Here is a 20640-nt window from a genome sequence, read left to right as displayed (position 1 = left end):
TGAAGCATTGATGAATGTGTTGGTTAAAGTTGACGTCGCTTAGCGACGCCAGAAGCTGGGTGAGAATAAAACCAGCAAGGTAAAGATTTCCAGTCGACCCAGTAACATGGCAAAGCAGAGAATCCACTTCGCGGGATTATTAATATCGGTATAGTTCAGGGCGACATCGCCCATGCCTGGGCCCAGATTCGAGATACAAGCACCGACAGCAGATACCGACGTGAGGAAATCCAATCCTGTGGCCATCAGTAAAATAAACATGATCATATAGCTGATCACAAAGACGGCAAAGAAACCCCACACAGCCTCCACGACCCGATCGGATACCGAGGTTTGGCCAAGCTTAATAGGAATCACCGCATTGGGGTTGATGAGGCGTTTAATCTCCCGAATGCCCTGTTTGCAGATCAGCAGGACGCGAATGACTTTCATGCCGCCGCCGGTGGAGCCTGCACAGCCACCCATAAAGGCAAACAAAAACAGGAAGAAAGGTAGAAAACCGGGCCAGATCGTGAAGTCGGCGGTTCCAAAACCGGTGGTGGTTAAAATGGAAATAAACTCAAAGCTGCCGTGAATGGCACTGGTTTCCAAATCGTAGGTATCGGTGTGGGCGAGGTACGCAATGGTGATTGGAATACCGATAGCCAAACAGCTGATGTAAAACTTAAATTCCGGATCATGCCAGTAGTGACTGATGCTGCGATTGCGGCTGGTATAAAAATGCAGCGCGAAATTCACACCGGACAAAATCATAAACAGCATACAAACAATTAAAATGATTGGGCTGTCGAAATACCCCATGCTGGCATCGTGGGTGGAAAAGCCTCCAATCGCGACCGTAGAAAAAGCATGCCCGATGGCGTCAAACAAGGTCATTCCTGCTGCCCAATAAGACAGCGCGCAGGTAATGGTCAAGGTGCAGTAAATTAAAAACAGCGCTTTGGCGGTTTCGGTAATTCTGGGGGTAAGCTTTGAATCTTTTACCGGCCCTGGAGTTTCTGCACGATACAGCTGCATGCCACCAATACCGAGCATGGGTAAAATGGCGACCGCAATTACAATAATACCAATACCACCTAACCACTGCAGTTGCTGGCGGTAATACAAAATGGATTTGGGCAGGTCATCCAACCCGGTGATGACGGTTGCTCCAGTCGTGGTCAAGCCTGACAGAGATTCAAACATGGCATCGGTAAAACTCAAGCCAGGTTGATCAGAAAAAATAAAGGGCAGGCAACCAGCGATCCCCAGTACCGCCCAAAACAAAACGGTAATTAAAAAACCATCGCGAGTGCGCAAATCATGGCGAGTTTTATTACTGGGCAACCAAAGTAAACACCCAGTGGCAAAAATTAAACCCATGGCGGACAGGAAAGCGACCAGAGATTCATCGTTATAATATAAGGACACAAAAATAGGCGGCAGCAAAGTCATGCTAAACAGCATGAGTAGAATGCCCAGTACGCGAAAGATAACTGAAAAATGCATTTGTGTTTGCGTTGCCTATTTTTACGCCGCTAAAAAAAACTGATACCGGTTTGGAAAAGATGCTCGATATCGCGGGTGTATTTTTTATTAACCAGGAACAAAATAACGTGATCGCCGTCTTCCACCACAACGTGGTCATGGGCAATTAATACTTCACTGCCACGACTGCTTTCCCGAACGATGGCGCCAATCGTTGCACCATCTGGCAGGTCGATATCCTCAATGGATTTACCCACCACTTTGGAGTTGCTTTTATCGCCGTGGGCAACAATTTCAATGGCTTCGGCAGCGCCGCGTCGCAGGGAGTGTACGTTAACGGTATCGCCTTCTCGCACATGAGTAAGCAGGCTGCCCAGTGTGGTTTGCTGGGGCGAGATAGCAATATCAATGTCGCCGCCCTGAACCAGATCGACATAAGCCGGGTTGCTGATCAAAGCCATCACCTTGCGCGCGCCCAATCGCTTGGCGAGCATGGAGGACATAATGTTGGCTTCGTCATCATTGGTAACGGCGAGGAACACATCGGTGTTTTCAATGTTTTCCTCAAGCAGCATTTCCTGATCGGAAGCTGAGCCGTGCAGTACGATGGTGCGCTCAAGTTGTTCGGATAGAAACTGGCAACGCTGGGCATAATACTCAATGACTTTTACGGCGTAGCGGCTTTCCAGCTTCTTCGCCAGGCGATAGCCGATGTTTCCGCCACCGGCGACGATGATGCGTTTGTAGTGGGTTTCCAATCGGCGAAGTTCACTCATCACCGCGCGGATATTGGCCTTGGCCGCAATAAAGAACACCTCATCATCCACTTCAATAACCGTGGAGCCTTCCGGTGTAATGGCGCGGCCGCGACGGTAGATGGCGGCAACTCGGGTATCTACTGAAGGCATATGCTGGCGCAGAAAACGCAGTTCCTGGCCCACCAGCGGGCCGCCATGGTAGGCACGAACCGCAACCAGCTGGACTTTTCCGTCGGCAAAATCCACCACCTGCAAGGCACCAGGGTGTTCAATCAAGCGGAAAATATAATTGGAAACCAATTGCTCCGGACTGATCAAAACGTCAATAGGAATGTTTTCATCCGCGAACAGGCCGGGTTTATTCAAATAAGATTGCGCACGAATGCGGGCAATTTTGGTGGGCGTTTTGAATAAGCTGTAGGCCACCTGGCAGGCGATCATATTGATTTCATCGTTATTGGTCACTGCGACCAACATATCGGCTTCATCAATTCCAGCTCGCAGGAGCGTATCCGGGTGACAGGCATGGCCGGTAACGACGCCGATATCCATATGATCCCGCAACTCGCGCAAGCGGTTTTCATCGGTATCGACAATGGTAATATCATTAGCTTCATTGGCCAGGTTTTCGGCCAGGGTGCCGCCGACCTGGCCGGCCCCGAGTATAATAATTTTCATAGGTTGAGCAGCTTAGCTAATCCATTGCGGCTTATTTGGCCTTTGCTGACTAATTCTACGCCTTTTGTTCGTTTTTTTGCAGACGTGCGTAATAAAAACCGTCGTGCCCATTAGCCTGTGGGAAAAGCTGGCGGCCATGGGCGCCTGCAACTCCCCAAGGGGCATCGATGGTGTATTCCTCGGCATCAGCATGATGGGCGAGGAATTGTGTAATCTGTGCGTCATTTTCTTCCGGCAATACCGAGCAAGTTGCATAGAGCAAAATGCCGCCCGGCTTTAATAGTGGCCAGAGATTTTCCAGCAAGCGCTTCTGGATTTCACATAATTCATCAATATTCTGTGGCTTGCGCAGCAACTTGATATCCGGGTGGCGACGGATCACGCCGGTGGCCGAGCAGGGGGCATCCAGAAGAATGCGGTCAAACCGCTTGCCATCAAACCATTGCTCAGTATCTGAAGCATCGGCACATCGAAGTGTAGCGCTGAATCCCAAACGTGCCAGATTCTCTTCTACCCGCTTCAGGCGCTTGGCCTCAGTATCAACGGCGGTGAGCGAAGGGTTCTTTGCCAATTCCAGAATATGCCCGGTTTTCCCGCCGGGTGCGCAGCAGGCATCAAGAATGTGTTGATCATCCGCCAGTTCCAATAAACGGGCGCTGAATTGGGCCGCCTCATCCTGCACACTCAGCCAGCCCTCATCAAAGTGGGGTAGCTGTTCTACCGGGCAAGGCTTTTCCAGCGTGATGCCTTCTGGGCTGAACTCACAGGCCCGCGCGGCAATGCCCTGTTCGGCCAGCAGTGCCAGATAATCGGTGACCGATGCGCGTTCCAGATTCAGGCGTAAGGTAAACGGCGGATGCTGATTGTTTTGCTGGAGAATATCATCAGCGAGGTCAGGCCAGGCCTTGTGAAGTCGTTTGTAAAACCATTTAGGGTGGCTGTGTTCGAGCCAGGGTTGATCACTGTTGTCGCTGGCTTCCTGACGCTGATAATTGCGCAGTACCCCATTTACCAGTTTACAGGCCCATGGCTTCTTCAAGGCGCGACAGGCTTCAACGCAGCTGGCTACGGCGGCGTGGGGGGGAATTCGACTGTAATCCAATTGATAGCAACCGATCAGCAGCAAGGCCTGGATATCCTGATCTTTGGTTTTCAGAGGCTGCTTTAACAGGCCCAGCAGGCTTGCGTTCAACCGGTGAAAGTAGCGAAGGCTGCCGTAGCACAGTTCTTGCAGCAGGCCTTTGTCCTGGGCGCTTACCTGTTTTAGCAGAGGCGGGAGAGCACTGGCCAGGGAGCCTTGCTGTTTGAAAACCTGGGCGATGGCCCTGGCGGCTGCGGCGCGGGTATCGAGGGCCATGATCAGTTGAGCTGCCCGCCCGCAACAAACAAATCACTGCGACCATTGAGCAGGTCTTTCAGTGTCATGGCTTTCTTTCCGGGTAATTGCAGGCTTTCGATGTGCAACAGTCGGCCGTCGCCACAGGCAACCCAAAGCCCCTCATTGGAGACCTTGCTGATTTCGCCGGGTGACAGGCTGGTTTCGCTGTTTTCGGCTCGGGCCTGCCAAATTCGCAGGCGTTGCTCTTTGCCTTTGTCTTCAAAACCGCAGTGCGCAACCGGGAAAGGGTTGTAGGCTCGAACTTTCCGTTCCACCTCGACCGCTGGACGTTGCCAGTCGATTGCAGCATCGGCTTTGTTGAATTTATGGGCGTAAGTTACACCTTCTTCTGCCTGGATTTCAGGCTGGCTGCGGCCCGCAGCAATCTGCTCCAGTGCTTCCAGCAGGGCTGGCCCGCCAGTCTCCAGTAGCTTGTCGTGCAGACTGCCACCGGTCTCGTCCGGTGTGAGAGGAAAGCGGCGGCTTACCAATACCGGGCCTGTGTCGAGGCCGGCATCCATCTGCATAATACAAACGCCGGATTCAGCATCACCGGCTTCGACTGCGCGCTGAATTGGAGCGGCGCCGCGCCAGCGGGGCAGCAGAGAGGCATGCACATTAATGCAACCGTATTTTGGGGTATCCAAAACGCTTTGGGGCAGCAGCAGACCATAGGCGACAACGACCATAATGTCGGCATTCAGCGCCGCCAAATCGTCACGGTCATTGGCGTCTTTGAAATTCAGGGGTTGATAGACGGCAATATCGTGCTTCAGCGCCACCTGCTTAACAGGGCTGGCCTGCAGGCTTTTTCCCCGATTGGCGGGGCGGTCAGGTTGGGTGTAAACCGCAACTACATTGTGTTCGCTCTCCAAAAGGGTGTTCAGGTGAGCGGCGGCAAAATCCGGTGTACCGGCAAAAACAATATTTAGTGGCATGAAGGTATCAGCGCTCTCAGGCTTGGGTACGGTGCTGTTTTTCCAGCTTCTTGCGAATTCGCTGGCGCTTCATATTGGAAATGTAGTCCACAAAGAGCTTGCCGTTCAGGTGGTCCAGCTCATGCTGAATGCAGACGGCCAGCAAGCCATCGGGCTCCATAGAAAAGCTTTCGCCCTCGCGATTCAGCGCTGTAACGCGAATGCGGTCCGGGCGACTTACGGTTTCATAGAAACCAGGTACTGACAGACAGCCTTCATCATAGTCGTGCAGACTGTCCTGATCCAAAACTTCCACTTCCGGGTTGATAAACACCAGAGGCTGATCCTGCTCTTCACTGACATCGATGACCACGACGCGCTTGTGCACATTGATCTGGGTGGCCGCCAGCCCAACGCCAGGGGCGTCGTACATGGTTTCAAACATATCATCGACCAAGGCACGAATTTCGTCGTTCACTTCGCTGACATCTTCAGCGGTGGTACGTAACCTTGGGTCCGGGAATTCTAAAATCTCTAAAATGGCCATGTGAGTTGTTAAACTGCCTGTGACAAACTTCTAGTAAAAAGGTAAGGAGCGCTGCTAACATTATGATCAAGCAGCAAATATTGGACGACTTATCGCCCCCTTAACCTGCCGCCTTGCCAGCGAAGCTGCTATATTAGTGATTTAACATCGACTTTCATCGGCAAAATGCAGGTATTAAGCGGTTCATTATACCGGGATTCTGTTAAGGGGCCGACCACAAAGGGCATTTTCTATGAAAAAAACACTGCTGGCGTCATTGGTCAGCCTGTCTGCCTTAGCCGCACCATTGCTCGGCTGGGCCGATGAGCCACGCCTGAAAAATAGCCACCCGGATACCTATTCGGTGGTTAAGGGCGATACCCTTTGGGATATTTCCGCCCGTTTTCTCGAAAACCCCTGGATGTGGCCTGAGATCTGGCATGCGAATGACCAAATTGCCAACCCACACCTGATTTTCCCGGGTGATCGTATTCGTTTGGTTTATTTAGATGGCAAGCCTCGCCTGACATTGGATCGTGGCGAAGCAGGCCGTACCTACAAGGCCAAGATGGGACCTGAGATTCATGTGGTTCCCCAAGAAGAGGCCATTACCACCATTCCTCTGGATCGCATCAATGCATTCCTGTCCCGCAGCCGCATTGTGGGGGTGGGGGTTCTTGATACCGCGCCCTATGTCCTGGCCGGTGGTGAAGAGCATGTGGTGACGGGTGCCGGCGATACCATGTATGCGCGCGGTAACTTCAACACAGAGGTGAAATCCTACGGCGTTTATCGTCAGGGCGATGTTTATGTTGATCCCCAGACCAAAGAGCCCTTGGGTATCCAGGCAATCGATATTGCTTCGGTAAAACAGAAAGCACTGAATGGTGATATCGGTACCTTCGATATCGTTCGCACCACCCAGGAAGTTCGTTTGGGTGACCGCCTGCTGGAAACCGTTGAACGTTCCATTGATTCTACTTTTTTCCCGCGTCCTCCATCGAATGAGACTCGTGCTGAAATTATCGGCGTTGAAGGCGGCGTGAATCAGGTAGGCAAGTTGGATGTCGTCGCTCTGAACAAAGGTGAGCGAGACGAACTTCAGGTGGGTGACGTGTTGCTGATTTACAAAAAAGGTGACACGGTTCGCGATCGAATTACCAATGAAGTGATTCAGCTGCCTGCGGAAAAATCCGGTGTGATGATGGTGTTCAGCGTCTTCGAAAAAATGTCCTTTGGCATTGTGCTCGAAGCTGAGCGTCCACTGCGTACCGGTGATGAGTTGAGATCGCCCTAAAATCCAACGTCACCTGTTAATAAAAAACCCGGCAACTTAAGCCGGGTTTTTTATGTCCGCTTACGATAGTCTTGAGGCGAACAACCCTGCCAACGTTTGAAACTGCTGCTGAAGTTACGTGCCTCACTGAAGCCGCAAAGTTTTGACACCTGAGCCAAATCCAGATCACTATTGACCAGTAAATCCAGTGCCAGGCGATGTTTGCTTTGCTGCAATAATTTCTGGTAACTGCTGCCACTTTGTTGCAGGCGACGGCGCAACGCCCTTGGCGAGACCGCCATTTTCGCTGCAATTTGTTCCAGGCCTGGGTAGTGTCCAAGCCTTGCGTTTAAATGATATTCGACCTCATCCTGGGTGTTCATTTCCTGATTGAGACCTTCACGCATTTTGATACAAAGTTGTTCGATGGCATCAACCATGTACTGATCGTAATTCGGCAGAGTTTGATCAAAGATATCCATGGAATAAGTCAGGCGGTAGCTGCCCTGATCATAGGCAATATCGCCCTGGTAAATGGTTCGGTAGTCGGTTTTTTGATTTCGGGATTTGGGAAATGGGAGATCCAGTAATTTGGGGCTAAGTTCACCGGGAACCAGGCTGGCTTGATTGATGTGCATACCCAAAATAATTTCAGTCAGAAACCATTCCAGGTTTTGCAAAAAGCCTTTATCGTGATGCGCATAAATTTCATCTGGAAACGATGTGGAATAATACAGCTGAATCTCTCTTTGGTTAATTTTCATATCCCACTGTACAAGTGGCATAAACATCGGCATATATTTCTGCCCGAGTGCCATAACATGGCGCATGGTTTGAGCAGATAGCTGGGCGTGACCCAGAGCGCTTTTATCTGAAAGGCCAATCTGCTGACCAATTTCCAAGCCCAGGTTTGGGGATATACCCAGCTTGAGAATATTCGCGAAAAACTGGGTGAGTTGAAGAGGGCTGATCTTATGATAGGGTTTTTTAAAAACCGAGGAACTCAGACCGTTGTGCATCAAAACCTCGCTGATATCCACACCATGACTTTCCAGAGCCCTTAGGGCTGGTCGAATAAAGTGTGAATAACAGCAGGGAGGTATGGTTGTCATATTGGTCTGTAAACGCCTTCACAATTGATCATCACAGCTCATAAAAATCGAAGCACTCCAAAAAAGCACCCAGATCTGATGTATCACCGATAACATTGATCTTGCCTTCATTTACCGCATCTTTCCAGCTCAATTGGTTTGCTAGAATGTGTTCCAGTGTTTCTCGTTCGGTCTCTATTTGAGTGTCAGGTTCCTCAACTGGATTTTTGTGGTAGTGGAACACACTCCGACGCAGGCTAATGAAGTGCACTTCGTTTGGTTTTTCTGATCGATTCTTCATATGGATTGCGAGGGTGGTGGTCTTCTCCGGGCAGGCATCCGGGTTCAGGTTTGGCCCCATCAATCGCAACAATGTTTTCATTGAAAGCAGTTTCAGTGGTGCTACATCTTTCGGTAATTGTCGGGCTTTATTTGGATTGACGCCGAGTTCCATTGTCAGGGCTTCGGTCAGCATGTAGTGACGTTGATTACCGCTATAGGAGGCATAAGCCATACCTTTTAATGCGGCTATTTTTATTGCTTTTGCGGTCTTTTCTTCCACCTTGGCGTCCAGAAGATAACTCGCTAACTGGGCGGCCCATTGATAATCCCCTTGATGAAAAGCGTTTTCGGTGTGTTCGAGAAAGGCTTCGGCACCACCGGCCAGAACGATCATGCGTTTGGCTTCTTCATGCTTGCTCAGAGGATTCAAGTCTGCAGTATCACCGCTGAACCAACCACCGTAACGAGAATATAAACCTCGCACTAACCAGGGCACGCGGTGGTAGGTTTGGGAAAGAATAGGGTGGTTGGCAAGGTGATCCGGAAGTTGAACCGTTTCAGCGGTTTCTCTTGGGCCAAGATTATTATTCAAGGCTCGGATGGTTTGATCGTAAATAAACTGAGCTGCATCACGTTGTACCAACAAGGCTTCCCGGGCTTTGTCTTTTCCAAGAACGGGCAGTGAATGCCCTGCGATTAAATGTTCTACGGGTCTGTCCATCATCAGTTCGATGGAATCAATAAAACCAATCGGGGATCGATCAGGTTCATTGCGTGGTGTAGATAAAATGGGAACCGCGCTGGCGGCAACATCAGCCGCGTGCATAACTTTGTCCTCGGGCAACCAAATCAACATCTGGTCAATGGTTTCCGAAGCCATGGGAATTAGTTGCAGGCGTACGCCTTCAATAGTGATATTGCTCAGCTCGGAAATTTCTTCCGTTGGTGCCACAAAATCCACAGAAATATTATTTTTGAGCTGCATTTTTCCAACGCCGATATTGACTCGACCGTGATTTCCATCCGGGAGAAGCGCGCCAAGTTGCGCGGCGGCGCGCATGGTGACATGAGGAGCCAAAGCGGTATTAAAATGGGCGTATTGTTTGTGCCAGCTGTCAGCAGCGTATATTTTTACCGGTACATCAGGGTTTTCATCGACAAGGATTCTGGCACCCCCCAGATGATCACTGTGCCCATGGGTATAGATTAGCGCTACGATAGGCTTTGTTGTGATCGTTCGATAATCCTGCAATGCGCGTTCTGTTGCTTTTGCAGACCAGCCGGAATCAATAACAATAATGCCCTTGTCGCCTTCAATAAAAAAGATATTGGAAAAGTCGTAGGCAAATGCCTGGTGAATACGGTCGCCTATCTTGATTAACCGCGCTTCTTCAGCGTGCTTGCCTTTCATTTGAAGCACGGGGTGAACCGATGGTTCTACCTGGTAAGCTGAAAACGCTGAGGTATACACACTCAAAAAAGCCAAATATCCAACCGCCAGCAAGCTGAGAAAAGCCACTAAATACTTCATCTCGATATTTCCTCTGTTCTTTTGGGATAAATTATATCGAGGCAGACTTGAAGGGGGGATCTGCACAGCGGTCATTGGCCGCGTTAAAGTGACCACTGTGCAAAGTGAGTGTTAAAAAGGGCAGGAGGTTTATCCAGATATGAACCCGAACAAAAGGGGGATTACTTTTTAAGTCAGGGTTTACTTATAGTTTTTATAAATTTCCAGAACATCATCCAGATTGTTAATCAAGGCATCCACAATGCTCGGGTCGAACTGTTTGCCGCGTTCGGATTTGATAAGTCCTAGAGCGTCTTCAAGACTCCAGGCTTCCTTGTAGCAGCGTTTACTGAGCAGTGCATCAAACACATCCGCGACCGCGGTAATGCGCGCTTCAATGGGAATATCATTGCCGGAAAGATCGCGAGGATAGCCGCCGCCCTCCCAACGTTCATGGTGACCGCCAGCCAGATTGGCGGCAGTACGAATAATTTCCAGATCCGAGCCGGACAGCATTTCTTCGCCAATCAAGGCGTGTTGTTTCATGATTTCCCATTCCTCTGGATCGAGCTTTCCTTCTTTGTGAAGAATGGCATCGGGTACCGCAATCTTGCCGATATCGTGAAGCGGCGATGCAATTTTAATGATCTGTGCTTTTGCTTCCGATAAACCGCAAGCAAGTGCCAATAGCTCAGAAACGATAGCAACCCGTTTTACATGGTTACCGGATTCATTGGAGCGATTTTCAATGGCTTCACCCAGGCGGTAGGCAATCTCTTTTTGAGTGCGTTCGGTTTGTGCTTCTAGAGACAGGTTTTCGTAAGCGATATTAACGTTATTAATAAACAGGTTCAGTAGGGAGTACTGATTATCTTCTTCCTGTTTATAGGCCATATTGTTCAGCAGCAAGACGGTAGGATCGGCGAACGGGCAACGCAAAATAATTGCGAGTTTATCGTGGGGAAGGTTAACCAGGGTTTCGTCAATGGCCAGCAGTTTTTCGACGGTTGTGCCGAACTCGGCTTTGACATCAATTTCGCTGATTCCCCGATAACAACCTGTTGCAGCTACGACTTCGTATTGGCCTTCATTGCGCTGGATCGCAATGGCGTTGTCCTCAATAACCAAGTTCGCGCTGCGCTCAAGGCTGCTCAAGGAAAAAATTTGTTCCAGTACGCCCTCAACAAATAAACCAAGAGAACGTTTACCAAAGATATCACCGGTGGATTGGATAACTTTTTTCATGCCCGCTTCATGGGCCATCAGTGAGTGAATATCCTGATAGGAGCGCAGAGAACTGCAGGTCACGGTATACAGTTTATTGGCGGTGAGTTCGGACTTTTCCTTATAGCCATTGATATCGTAGTCGCGAACGACTTGACGCTCAGGCGCGTCGCCGGGCTGACCGGTACGCAATACGATACGAACCTGTTTATTCTTCAGTTCTTCGCGAATCCAGATGACCAATAAGAGACCGGCATCACGGGACTCCATCACGACATCAAGCAGAATAAGGCCGATATCTTCTTCGCGCTGAAGAATCTCTTTTGCCTCGGCGGCGGAATTGGCGTGCAGCAATTCAATGCCGCGATTCTGATATTCAAAATCACTAAGGGCCAGTTCGGTAATGGTGTGGATATCGGGCTCATCATCAACAACGAGCACCTTCCACGGATCCCCCAGAATCTGTTTGGGTTCAAACTGTGATTTTTCATTACTCAGAAAGCTGTATTCAGGCATAAAGGCATCCTATAAGACGTCTGATTTCAATACTAGACGACAAAATTTGACTGTGCACACAGGAATGAAGCTTTTGCCTTAAATTCCTTCCTTGATCGCTAAATGTCAGTTATGACAGGTAAGTTCGCTACTCAACACATGACAGGTGTTACAGACTAATAAGAAATTTGGCCCGTTTCAATTTATGTAAACCCGTTTATGTTTCTTCCCCTTTGTTACGAGCTCAGGCGCCAATCATTGGCGCCTGAAAATGATCAGAAAACGGGGTTCACATGGAGCTTGATAGGGAAAGAATGTGTCGTCTGGCCTTGCTGTTGTGCCAGCATTGGCAGGGGCGTTATCTGCGTCGATCACTACAGGGCTTGGAACACGCTACAGCGTTCTTTTCCCTTGGAGGGGAGGAACAGAAAAAGCGTTTGACGCCAGCGGCCTATGATCAGCTGCTCCCCTATATCCGCCAGGGCGACAACAGTGCTTTGGGAGCCCAACTTCAGAAGACACTGGATAAATGTCGCGCCTTGGGTGTCCATTTGTTGTTTTCAATCGATGATGATTTTCCCAACTTACTGAGAGAGACCGCCGATCCTCCCGAGTTGCTGTTTGTGGCTGGTGAGAGGGAGATCCTGCATTGGCCGCAGCTGGCAATCGTGGGTAGCCGCAAGGCCAGCCCTTCGGGCATCAAGCAGGCGGAGCAGATCGCGAGAGAACTTGCTGTCGTTGGTTTGGTGATCAGTAGTGGTTTGGCCCTGGGAATCGACGCGGCTGCGCATCGTGGTTGTCTATCGGCCGGGGGCAAGACGATTGCTGTGCTCGGAAGTGGTCTGGATCAGCTCTATCCCAGACGCAATCTCAATTTGAGTCAGCAGATTATTGCGGAGGGTGGAGCAATCATCAGCGAATACCCCTTCGGAATGGCACCCCAAGCAGCCAATTTCCCCAAACGAAATCGAATTGTGACCGGCCTGGCTTTGGGAACACTGGTGGTGGAAGCCGCTGAGCGCAGTGGTTCCCTTATCAGCGCGTCCCTAGCGTTAGAAGAAAATCGCGAGGTGTTTGCGGTTCCGGGCTCGATTAACAACCCCCTGAGCCGGGGCTGCCACAAGCTGATTAAGCAGGGGGCGATACTGGTTGAGGGTGCCAGAGACATTGCAGAGCATTTAAGCACTTCCATTCAGGGGCAATTGGCGTTGTTGGCTCCGGAATTGGAAAGCTTGAAAACAGATAAATCCGTGGCTGGAGAAGAGGAGTGGGCACTGAAAGGCGTATTGCAATATGTCGGATTTGACCCCATCAGCCTGGACGAAATCCAGATGGCTTCCGGCCTGGCGGCAGATGAAATTTCCGTGCAACTCATGGAGTTAGAGATCAATGGCCAAATTTGCCAGCAGGCCGGGCTATATCAACGCTTAAAATAGGGATTTTAAGATGTGCAAAAAGGCTTGAGCGCGGTAAAGAGTTCGGGTAAATTTGCCGCTTTTTCGCACAAGAGACTACGCCGATGAGCAAACCATTTGTTGCTATTTTGATGGGTTCTGATTCAGACCTGCCTATTATGGAAGCCGCTTTCGATACACTGGATAAGCTGGGTGTTCCTTTCGAAGCTAAAGTTAGCTCCGCTCACCGTACCCCGGAAGCCACACACACTTACGTTAAAGATGCCGATGCCCGTGGCGCTGGCGCCTTTATCTGTGCAGCTGGTATGGCCGCTCACCTGGCCGGTGCCGTTTCTGCCAATACCCTGAAGCCAGTTATTGGTGTACCCATTAACTCTTCTCTGGACGGTCTGGACGCTTTGTTGTCTACCGTTCAAATGCCTGGTGGTATTCCAGTAGCGACCGTGGCTATTGGTAAAGCCGGCGCTAAAAACGCTGCTTATCTGGCGGCTCAGATTCTGGGTGTATCCGACGCTGATTTGCACCAGAAGCTGATCGACGAGCGTAAAGCAAACGCTGATGCCGTTATCGCTAAAGATGCATCTTTGCAGGAAAAATTAGCTCAGCGCTAATTGACTGTGAACTGGGCCCTGAATCCGCGTATTCGCCGTCTTGCGTCTATCATGCAAGGCGGTGGCGTTATCGCCTATCCTACCGAAGCGGTTTGGGGCCTGGGCTGCGATCCTTTTCAGCAGCAAGCGGTTGAAAAAATCCTTTGGCTCAAAGGCCGTGCCCAAGCCAAGGGTTTGATATTGGTAGCCGCTGATATTGAGCAGTTCGAGCCGTTTCTGGCCGGCATTTCCCCAACTCAGTTAGAACAACTCAACGCTACTTGGCCTGGCCCGAATACCTGGCTGGTGCCGGTTAATGGTTATTGTCCGAAATGGATCAGTGGTCGTTTTGATTCGGTTGCCCTGAGAGTCAGTGCACACCCGGTGGTGGCTGGGTTATGCAAAGCGTTTGGTGGTCCGATTGTTTCGACTTCGGCAAACCCCCAGGGCTTACCTCCCGCATTGAATACCATGCAAGCCGAACGATACTTTCACGGTTGCCTGGATGGGCTGGCACCGGGTCTGGTTAATACCCAGGCAAACCCGTCGACCATTCGCGATCTGAGCAGTGGCGAACTGATTCGCGCCTGATTCGCGCTTTACCTCCTGATTAATTCCTGTACCCGATCTTTCGGTATCCCAATTGTCGGCAGCGCTCGACGGTGGCTTTTGGTACTATGCCCAGCTTCCAAACCATAGAAGAAGCAGTTATGAGCCTGGTTGATAAACACGCGGTGAAAGCCTATTTAATGCAGCTCCAAGACAATATCTGTGCCGAGCTGGCCAACGCTGATGGGGGCTCCCAATTCAGGCAGGATGAATGGACGCGAGAAGAGGGCGGCGGTGGTCGTTCACGGGTTATTGAGAATGGCCAGGTAATTGAAAAGGGCGGGGTAAACTTTTCACACGTCAGTGGTGCTGCCATGCCGGCTTCCGCCACGGCCCATCGCCCGGAGCTGGCAGGTCGTTCCTTTGAAGCCATGGGGGTGTCGCTGGTGATTCATCCCAACAACCCTTATGTGCCCACCAGTCACGCGAATGTCCGCTTTTTTATCGCCGAGAAACCCGGTGCCGATCCTGTATGGTGGTTTGGTGGTGGTTATGATCTTACCCCCTACTACGGCAATGAAGACGATTGCCGTAGTTGGCACGAAACAGCCCGTCGTGCCTGTGAACCCTTTGGTGAAGATGTTTATCCGCGCTATAAACAATGGTGCGATGAGTACTTCCACTTGAAACATCGCCAGGAAGCGCGCGGAGTGGGTGGCTTGTTCTTCGATGATCTCAATGAATGGGGCTTTGAGCGCAGCTTTGAGTTTATGAAAGCCGTCGGTGACAGCTACACCAAAGCCTATTTGCCCATCGTTGAACGCCGAAAAGACCAGTCTTTCGGTGAGCGTGAGCGTCAGTTCCAGCTGTATCGCCGTGGTCGTTATGTTGAATTTAATCTGGTGTGGGACCGAGGCACCTTGTTTGGCCTGCAAACGGGTGGTCGAACCGAGTCCATTTTAATGTCCATGCCTCCCTTGGTGCGTTGGGAATACGACTACCAGCCGGAACCTGGCAGCGCCGAAGCCGAACTGACAGAGAAATTCCTGCCAGCTCGTGACTGGTTGGCCTAGCCCCGCTAATCGATTCTGAATAACAGGGCGTTGAACAGCTTCGGCGCCTAAACCCCAACTAACGAGAGCTTGCCTAACGTGACCGATCATCAAGCTGACCGCTATGCCGTTGTCGGCAATCCCATTGCGCATTCAAAATCCCCGGCTATCCACAGTGAATTTGCCCGTCAATGCCAGGAACTGCTGAGCTACGAGGCGATTTGTGCAGAAGACTTTGCTGTAGAAGCCAAAACCTTCTTCCAGCAGGGCGGAAAAGGGATGAATGTGACGGTGCCCTTTAAGCTTGATGCCTTGAGTTTTGCTGATGAGTTGAGCCCGCGGGCATCCCGTGCCGGGGCCAGCAATACATTAATACTGAAAGCGGATGGCCGCATTTGCGCAGAAAACACCGATGGTGTGGGTATGGTGCGTGATATCCAGAGTAATCTGGGCTGGCGGATTGCCGATCAACGCGTTCTGATTGTGGGCGCTGGCGGAGCAGTTCGCGGCATTCTGGAGCCTTTATTAGCGGCCAAGCCCAAGTCTGTGCATATCGCCAACCGGACCGTAAGCAAAGCGGAAGCCCTCGCCACCGAATTCAACGACCTCGCCAGCATTACCGCGTCCGGTTTTGAAGACATTGCTGCCGGTCAATTTGACCTGATCATCAATGGCAGTGCGGCCAGCCTGCAGGGCGACCGGCCGCCCTTGGCCGATGATGTTGCCCGAGACTGCTATTGCTATGACATGATGTATGGCGCCGAGCCGACGGTATTTATGGTCTGGGCTAGCCAATATGGTGCCGCCGCGGTTGCCGATGGCTTGGGCATGCTGGTAGAGCAGGCCGCTGAGTCCTTCTATTTATGGCGGGGCAAACGCCCGGATACCGCCCCGGTTTTGGCTGATTTACGCCAAAAGATCCAGTTGTCACAATAAAAATCAAAGTTTTTCTGGTACTTGCATCCAATTGCGGCTTTGCGCCGTCTTAAGCAATACCAAGCGATAAACGCCTGTGCAATAGCTGGGCAAATGATCATTGCCCAAATTAAACAATGAGGAAGATAGATATGAATCCATTAAACCTGAAGCAGCTGTTCGCCGCGCTGCTCATGCTGTGCACCTTGGTGGGTGCAGCAGCGGTTGCGGCTGAAAGCGAAACCGATAGCCACCGCAAAGTGATTGTGGTGAAAGACGGTGATGTCGAGAAGACCATCGATCTGAACGTAGAATCCGGCCAAATCATCGTGCGCTCCAATGAAGGCGGCGACAATGAGAAGGTCACCATTAATCTCGGCTCTTTCCTGGGTGAAAACGTCCTGAAAGAGATCGCCACCGAACTGGAAAAGGAAGGTGTAGAGATCAATGGCAAGATTGTTATCGCCAATGAGAGCGAAAACGAGCAAAACGGCGAGAATGAGCAGGAAACCCGCGTCGTTTATAAGGAAGGCGGGAATATCTTCACCAATTCCATCGGTGATTTCCTGGAAGCACTGGTTGCGGTAGTCGCCATTATCCTGATCTTTGGTATGCCTGTACTCATCGTCGGTGTTGTGATGTACGGCCGTTACAAGCGCCGTGAGCTGATCAACAAGAGCATCGACAAGATGCTGGAAAGCGGTCAGGAGATCCCGGCGGAGATTTTCCAGGAAGCGACCGGTAAAGATGAAAAGAGCACCCTGAGTAAAGGCGTTATGTTGATCGCCATTGGCCTTGGCCTGATGGGCTTCCTGGGCGCCGTTGCTGGAGAAGTCGGCGCTGTTGGCCTGATCCCGGCCCTGATCGGTGCGGCTCACCTCTTCATCTGGAAGACTGAGCAGGCCCAGCAAAAAGACGATAACAGCCAATCAGCATAACAACATAATAACTTAGGCCACATTAGTGATAGAGCTTAGCGACCAACAACTGATTGACCTTGTAGTAAAGGCGGGTAACCAACGCGCCTTTGCTGTGCTGGTGAATCGGCATCAATCTGGACTGCGCGCCTCCTTAAGGCAGTGGTGTCAGAACGATGCACTGGCTGACGATCTGGCGCAGGAGACCTTTCTTAAGGCCTTCCGCAAGCTGGACAGCTTTCAGTCCAATGCTAAGCTGAGTACCTGGTTATATAGGATCGCTTATAATACCTTCCTCGATTATAAGAAGATCAAGAAGAACAATTTCCAGGACACCTTTGAAGACATCGATAATGTGCATTCGGCAGCTGGCTCCGATCTGGAGCAAGTGGGCAACCGCAGGGACCTTGATCAAGCCCTGGCCCAGCTGCCGGAGATTCAAAGGCAAACGATTGACCTGTGTTATACTCAAGGCATGAGCCACAGTGAAGCTGCGGAAATCTTGCAGTGTCCAGTAGGTTCGGTAAAATCCCATGTTCAGCGGGCAAAACAGAAGTTGAAGAATTTGTTGGCCGTACCCGCAACCGCTCAAGTAGCGGGGGAATAAGTAGCAATGAATGATCAAGAATTTGAATTATTTCTTCAGCGTGAGCTGAAGGCCCAAAATGACTATATTGAGGACGATGGCTTTACTGCGGCGTTGATGGCCCAGTTACCGGCCAAGCCTGAGCGTGCCAAAGCCAAACCGAACCGTCTGGTGGTCTGGGCTGGCATTATCTCTACCGCCATCGTTGTCGCGATTCTGCCCATCCAATCCATGTTGCAGGGTTTTGCCTCAATTTTTACCCAGCCGAGCGCAAACTGGGCGACACTGCTGGGCTTGGGCCTTAGCATGTTGGCGGTATCGGCTTTGGTTGTCTGGAACGATCGAACTCGCCTATTTGAGCTTTAAGCGTTAAATAGAGCACTTTTTTCTCAAGGGCCAGTGGCGATCACTGGCCCTTGTTCGTCTAAGTACTGTATCAAGGTGCAATCAATCAAAGCACCGAATCCCAATTTCTTAACAAATGCCCCAAAAAGGCAATATTTGCACTGGTGGTCGACTTCAAGCTGAATTCGGGCGCTGGGCTATATCATGAGGAAGACCAATGAAGTTGATGACGAAAGCGACCCGCATGGCGGTAGCGCTGGTGGCTGCCAGCAGTGCCCAGTTTGCTTTGGCGCAGGAGACAGAATCGGAGAAGGCCAGCGCTTTTTTCGATAGAACCTTCAAAGAGGCCCTGGCCGACAAGCCTATGTACCTGACCTATCTGGGTATGAAGCAAAAATACGGTGAGTGGGGTGATTTTTCATCCGCCCAGGACGATCGCGATTTGGCGATGACCAAAAAGCACCTGGAAGAGCTGAAGAAAATCGATTTCAGCAAACTCAGCGAGCAGGAAAAACTGAGCTATCGTTTGTTTGAAGCCGAAGCCAAGGACGATATCTACTCGGATCGCTACAGAGACTATGATTACCCTGTAAACCAGATGCACGGTATTCAGTCTCAGCTGCCGTCTTTCCTGATCAATATGCACCGCATCGACAATGTCAGCGATGCCGAAGCGTATGTGTCCCGTCTGCAAAAAGTGAAGCCACTGTTCGATCAATTGATCGTGCGTTTGAAAACCAGTGAGAAGCTGGGCGTAGTGCCGCCGAAATTTGTTTTTCCTATGGTGATTCGCGACAGCAAAAACATTTTGGCCGGTAAGCCTTTCGATGCCAAAGCGGAAAAAGATAACCCTATCTGGGCGGACTTCCAGGGCAAAGTAAATAAACTTGAAGCCAGTGACGAAGAAAAAGCCAAGTTGCTGAAAGATGGTAAAGCTGCGCTGCTGGGTGAATTCAAAGCCGGTTATAGCGAGCTGATTGATTTCCTGGGCGCTCAGGAAAAGCGTGCTGACACCCGCGACGGTGTTTGGAAGTTTCCAAAAGGTGGCGAATATTACAAATACCGCTTGAAGGAAATGACCACCACTGACATGACCGCCGATGAGATCCACAATTTGGGTCTGGCCGAAGTTGCCCGTATCCACGATGAAATGCGTGCGATCAAAGACAAGGTTGGTTTCAAGGGTGATCTGCAAGCTTTCTTTAAGTTTATGCGCACCGATGAGCAGTTCAAATTGCCGAACACCGATGAAGGTCGCCAGAAGTATCTGGACGATGCGGTTAAAACCATTGATGTTATGAAGTCCCGTTTGGACGAATTGTTCCTGACCAAACCCAAAGCTGATTTGGTAGTAACTCGTGTAGAGCCTTTCCGTGAAGATTCTGCCGGTCGTGCCTTCTATCAACGTCCAGCATTGGATGGCAGCCGCCCGGGTCGCTACTACGTGAACCTGGCAGACATGGACCAAATGGCCGTTTACGAGTTGGAAGCTTTGGCGTACCACGAAGGCATTCCGGGTCACCATATGCAGTTGGCGATTGCCCAGGAGTTGGAAGGTATTCCAACGTTCCGTAAGATCGGCGGCTACACGGCTTATACAGAAGGTTGGGGTTTGTATTCAGAGACTTTGCCGAAGGAAATCGGTTTCTATCAGGATCCGTACTCCGACTTCGGTCGTCTGTCCATGGAATTGTGGCGTGCCTGCCGTTTGGTAGTGGATACCGGTATTCACGATAAAAAATGGACTCGTGAGCAAGCTATCCAGTATCTGCGTGACAACACCCCAAGTCCTGAGCTGGACATTGTAAAAGCTATCGAGCGTTACATTGTTATGCCAGGTCAGGCAACGGCCTACAAGATCGGTCAAATTAAAATTCAGCAGCTGCGTGCAAAAGCCAAGAAAGCGCTGGGTAAGAAATTTGATATTCGTAAATTCCACGATGTCATTCTGCGCAACGGTATGTTGCCACTGGATATTCTGGAAGAGCAGGTCGACCAGTATATTGCCAAGAACAAGGCATAAATAAAAAAGGGCAGCTCAGCTGCCCTTTTTCTTTTCGGCTCGCAGAAACTAATCTTTCGCTTCCGCCAGGTATTCATCTTTAAGTTTGACGTAATTTCCGGCGGTGTAGGGAAAGAAGTTACGTTCTTTATCTTTTAGCGGCCGGGCTTTTTTCACCGGTGAGCCAACATACAGATGACCGGATTCCAAACGCTTACCCGGTGGCACCAGGCTGCCCGCACCGATAATCACCTCATCTTCAACCACTGCACCATCCATAATGGTGGAACCCACACCCACCAGAATTCGACTGCCCAGAGTACAGCCATGCAGATTGACGGAGTGACCCACTGTCACATCGTCGCCCAGTGTTAACGGCCAACCGCCAGGATTGAAATCACTGGCATGGGTAATGTGCAACACCGAGCCGTCTTGAATGCTGCAACGATCTCCGATACGAATGGAGTGCATATCCCCACGAATCACCGCACAGGGCCACACAGAACAATCGTTACCCAGCTCGACGTCCCCGATAACCACAGCAGCGGGATCGATCATTACGCGCTCGCCCAGTTTGGGGCTCATGCCCTTATGAGACCGAAGGGCAGGCTTGGGGGTTGAAGAAGAATCAGTGCTCATAGGGGCCTCACGGGGTATTTTGGTTTGA

General features: G+C 50.7%; 19 protein-coding genes. 10 read left to right on the top strand and 9 right to left on the bottom strand.

All coding sequences use genetic code 11. From position 1 onward, the window contains the following. Positions 1-39: 39 nt before the first annotated feature. From G8768_RS02215 to def, 5 genes are read right to left on the bottom strand one after another with little or no spacing between them, the layout of a single operon-like run. Complete coding sequence (locus G8768_RS02215; RefSeq protein ID WP_166852050.1) at positions 40-1488, bottom strand: TrkH family potassium uptake protein; 1449 nt, start codon at positions 1486-1488, stop codon at positions 40-42. A 29-nt stretch (positions 1489-1517) separates the two neighbouring features. Then, positions 1518-2903: a Trk system potassium transporter TrkA gene (trkA, locus tag G8768_RS02210; protein ID WP_166852053.1), complete on the bottom strand. Its 1386-nt coding sequence runs from the start codon at positions 2901-2903 to the stop codon at positions 1518-1520. Between the two features lie 55 nt (positions 2904-2958). Continuing rightward, positions 2959-4260 carry a 16S rRNA (cytosine(967)-C(5))-methyltransferase RsmB gene (gene rsmB / locus G8768_RS02205; protein ID WP_166852055.1) on the bottom strand — a complete coding sequence of 434 codons (1302 nt, stop codon included), beginning with the start codon at positions 4258-4260 and terminating at the stop codon, positions 2959-2961. A gap of 2 nt (positions 4261-4262) precedes the next feature. Beyond that, complete coding sequence (gene fmt / locus G8768_RS02200) at positions 4263-5219, bottom strand: methionyl-tRNA formyltransferase (protein ID WP_166852057.1); 957 nt, start codon at positions 5217-5219, stop codon at positions 4263-4265. Positions 5220-5235: 16 nt separating this feature from the next. Continuing rightward, a complete protein-coding gene (def, locus tag G8768_RS02195) occupies positions 5236-5745 on the bottom strand; it encodes a peptide deformylase (protein WP_166852060.1) in 510 nt (169 codons plus the stop codon). A 232-nt stretch (positions 5746-5977) separates the two neighbouring features. Here def and G8768_RS02190 point away from each other — a divergent pair, with 232 nt between their 5' ends. Next, entirely contained in the window at positions 5978-7021 is a 1044-nt protein-coding gene (locus tag G8768_RS02190; protein ID WP_166852063.1) for a LysM peptidoglycan-binding domain-containing protein, read from the top strand. 50 nt (positions 7022-7071) lie between these two features. Here G8768_RS02190 and G8768_RS02185 read toward each other — a convergent pair whose 3' ends face one another. The 3 genes from G8768_RS02185 to G8768_RS02175 form a co-directional block, all read right to left on the bottom strand. After that, positions 7072-8112, bottom strand: a complete 1041-nt coding sequence (locus tag G8768_RS02185; RefSeq protein ID WP_166852066.1) for a helix-turn-helix domain-containing protein — start codon at positions 8110-8112, stop codon at positions 7072-7074. A gap of 31 nt (positions 8113-8143) precedes the next feature. Then, the gene (locus tag G8768_RS02180) at positions 8144-9904 is read right to left on the bottom strand and encodes an alkyl sulfatase dimerization domain-containing protein (protein ID WP_166852069.1); all 1761 of its coding nucleotides are present in this window, start codon (positions 9902-9904) and stop codon (positions 8144-8146) included. 180 nt (positions 9905-10084) lie between these two features. After that, on the bottom strand, positions 10085-11623 hold the full coding sequence (locus G8768_RS02175) for an HD domain-containing phosphohydrolase (RefSeq protein WP_166852072.1): 1539 nt from the start codon (positions 11621-11623) through the stop codon (positions 10085-10087). Positions 11624-11895: 272 nt separating this feature from the next. Between G8768_RS02175 and dprA the strand changes: the two genes are divergently transcribed. The 9 genes from dprA to G8768_RS02130 all read left to right on the top strand — a co-directional run bounded on the left by dprA (position 11896) and on the right by G8768_RS02130 (position 19994). Next, a complete protein-coding gene (gene dprA / locus G8768_RS02170) occupies positions 11896-13038 on the top strand; it encodes a DNA-processing protein DprA (RefSeq protein ID WP_166852074.1) in 1143 nt (380 codons plus the stop codon). An 83-nt stretch (positions 13039-13121) separates the two neighbouring features. Next, positions 13122-13628 (top strand): 5-(carboxyamino)imidazole ribonucleotide mutase, encoded by a 507-nt coding sequence (gene purE, locus G8768_RS02165; RefSeq protein WP_166852077.1) that lies wholly within the window; start codon positions 13122-13124, stop codon positions 13626-13628. Positions 13629-13634: 6 nt separating this feature from the next. Continuing rightward, positions 13635-14198: an L-threonylcarbamoyladenylate synthase type 1 TsaC gene (tsaC, locus tag G8768_RS02160; RefSeq protein ID WP_371315462.1), complete on the top strand. Its 564-nt coding sequence runs from the start codon at positions 13635-13637 to the stop codon at positions 14196-14198. A gap of 119 nt (positions 14199-14317) precedes the next feature. Beyond that, the gene (gene hemF, locus G8768_RS02155) at positions 14318-15229 is read left to right on the top strand and encodes an oxygen-dependent coproporphyrinogen oxidase (protein ID WP_166852080.1); all 912 of its coding nucleotides are present in this window, start codon (positions 14318-14320) and stop codon (positions 15227-15229) included. Between the two features lie 78 nt (positions 15230-15307). Continuing rightward, a complete protein-coding gene (gene aroE / locus G8768_RS02150; protein ID WP_166852084.1) occupies positions 15308-16144 on the top strand; it encodes a shikimate dehydrogenase in 837 nt (278 codons plus the stop codon). Positions 16145-16275: 131 nt separating this feature from the next. Next, positions 16276-17061 carry a DUF6249 domain-containing protein gene (locus G8768_RS02145; RefSeq protein WP_166852088.1) on the top strand — a complete coding sequence of 262 codons (786 nt, stop codon included), beginning with the start codon at positions 16276-16278 and terminating at the stop codon, positions 17059-17061. Positions 17062-17086: 25 nt separating this feature from the next. Continuing rightward, positions 17087-17647 carry an RNA polymerase sigma factor gene (locus G8768_RS02140; protein ID WP_341800961.1) on the top strand — a complete coding sequence of 187 codons (561 nt, stop codon included), beginning with the start codon at positions 17087-17089 and terminating at the stop codon, positions 17645-17647. 6 nt (positions 17648-17653) lie between these two features. Further along, the gene (locus tag G8768_RS02135; RefSeq protein ID WP_166852090.1) at positions 17654-17992 is read left to right on the top strand and encodes a hypothetical protein; all 339 of its coding nucleotides are present in this window, start codon (positions 17654-17656) and stop codon (positions 17990-17992) included. A gap of 196 nt (positions 17993-18188) precedes the next feature. Continuing rightward, entirely contained in the window at positions 18189-19994 is a 1806-nt protein-coding gene (locus G8768_RS02130; protein ID WP_208020055.1) for a DUF885 domain-containing protein, read from the top strand. Between the two features lie 48 nt (positions 19995-20042). Here the strand turns inward: G8768_RS02130 and G8768_RS02125 are convergent, their stop codons facing one another. Next, positions 20043-20612, bottom strand: a complete 570-nt coding sequence (locus G8768_RS02125) for a gamma carbonic anhydrase family protein (RefSeq protein WP_166852093.1) — start codon at positions 20610-20612, stop codon at positions 20043-20045. Positions 20613-20640: the final 28 nt, after the last annotated feature.

Source organism: Pseudoteredinibacter isoporae, from assembly GCF_011602085.1.
Taxonomy (GTDB): domain Bacteria; phylum Pseudomonadota; class Gammaproteobacteria; order Pseudomonadales; family Cellvibrionaceae; genus Pseudoteredinibacter; species Pseudoteredinibacter isoporae.
The sequence above is the reverse complement of the archived record's forward strand: the minus strand, read 5'-3'. Positions and strand labels throughout refer to the sequence as shown.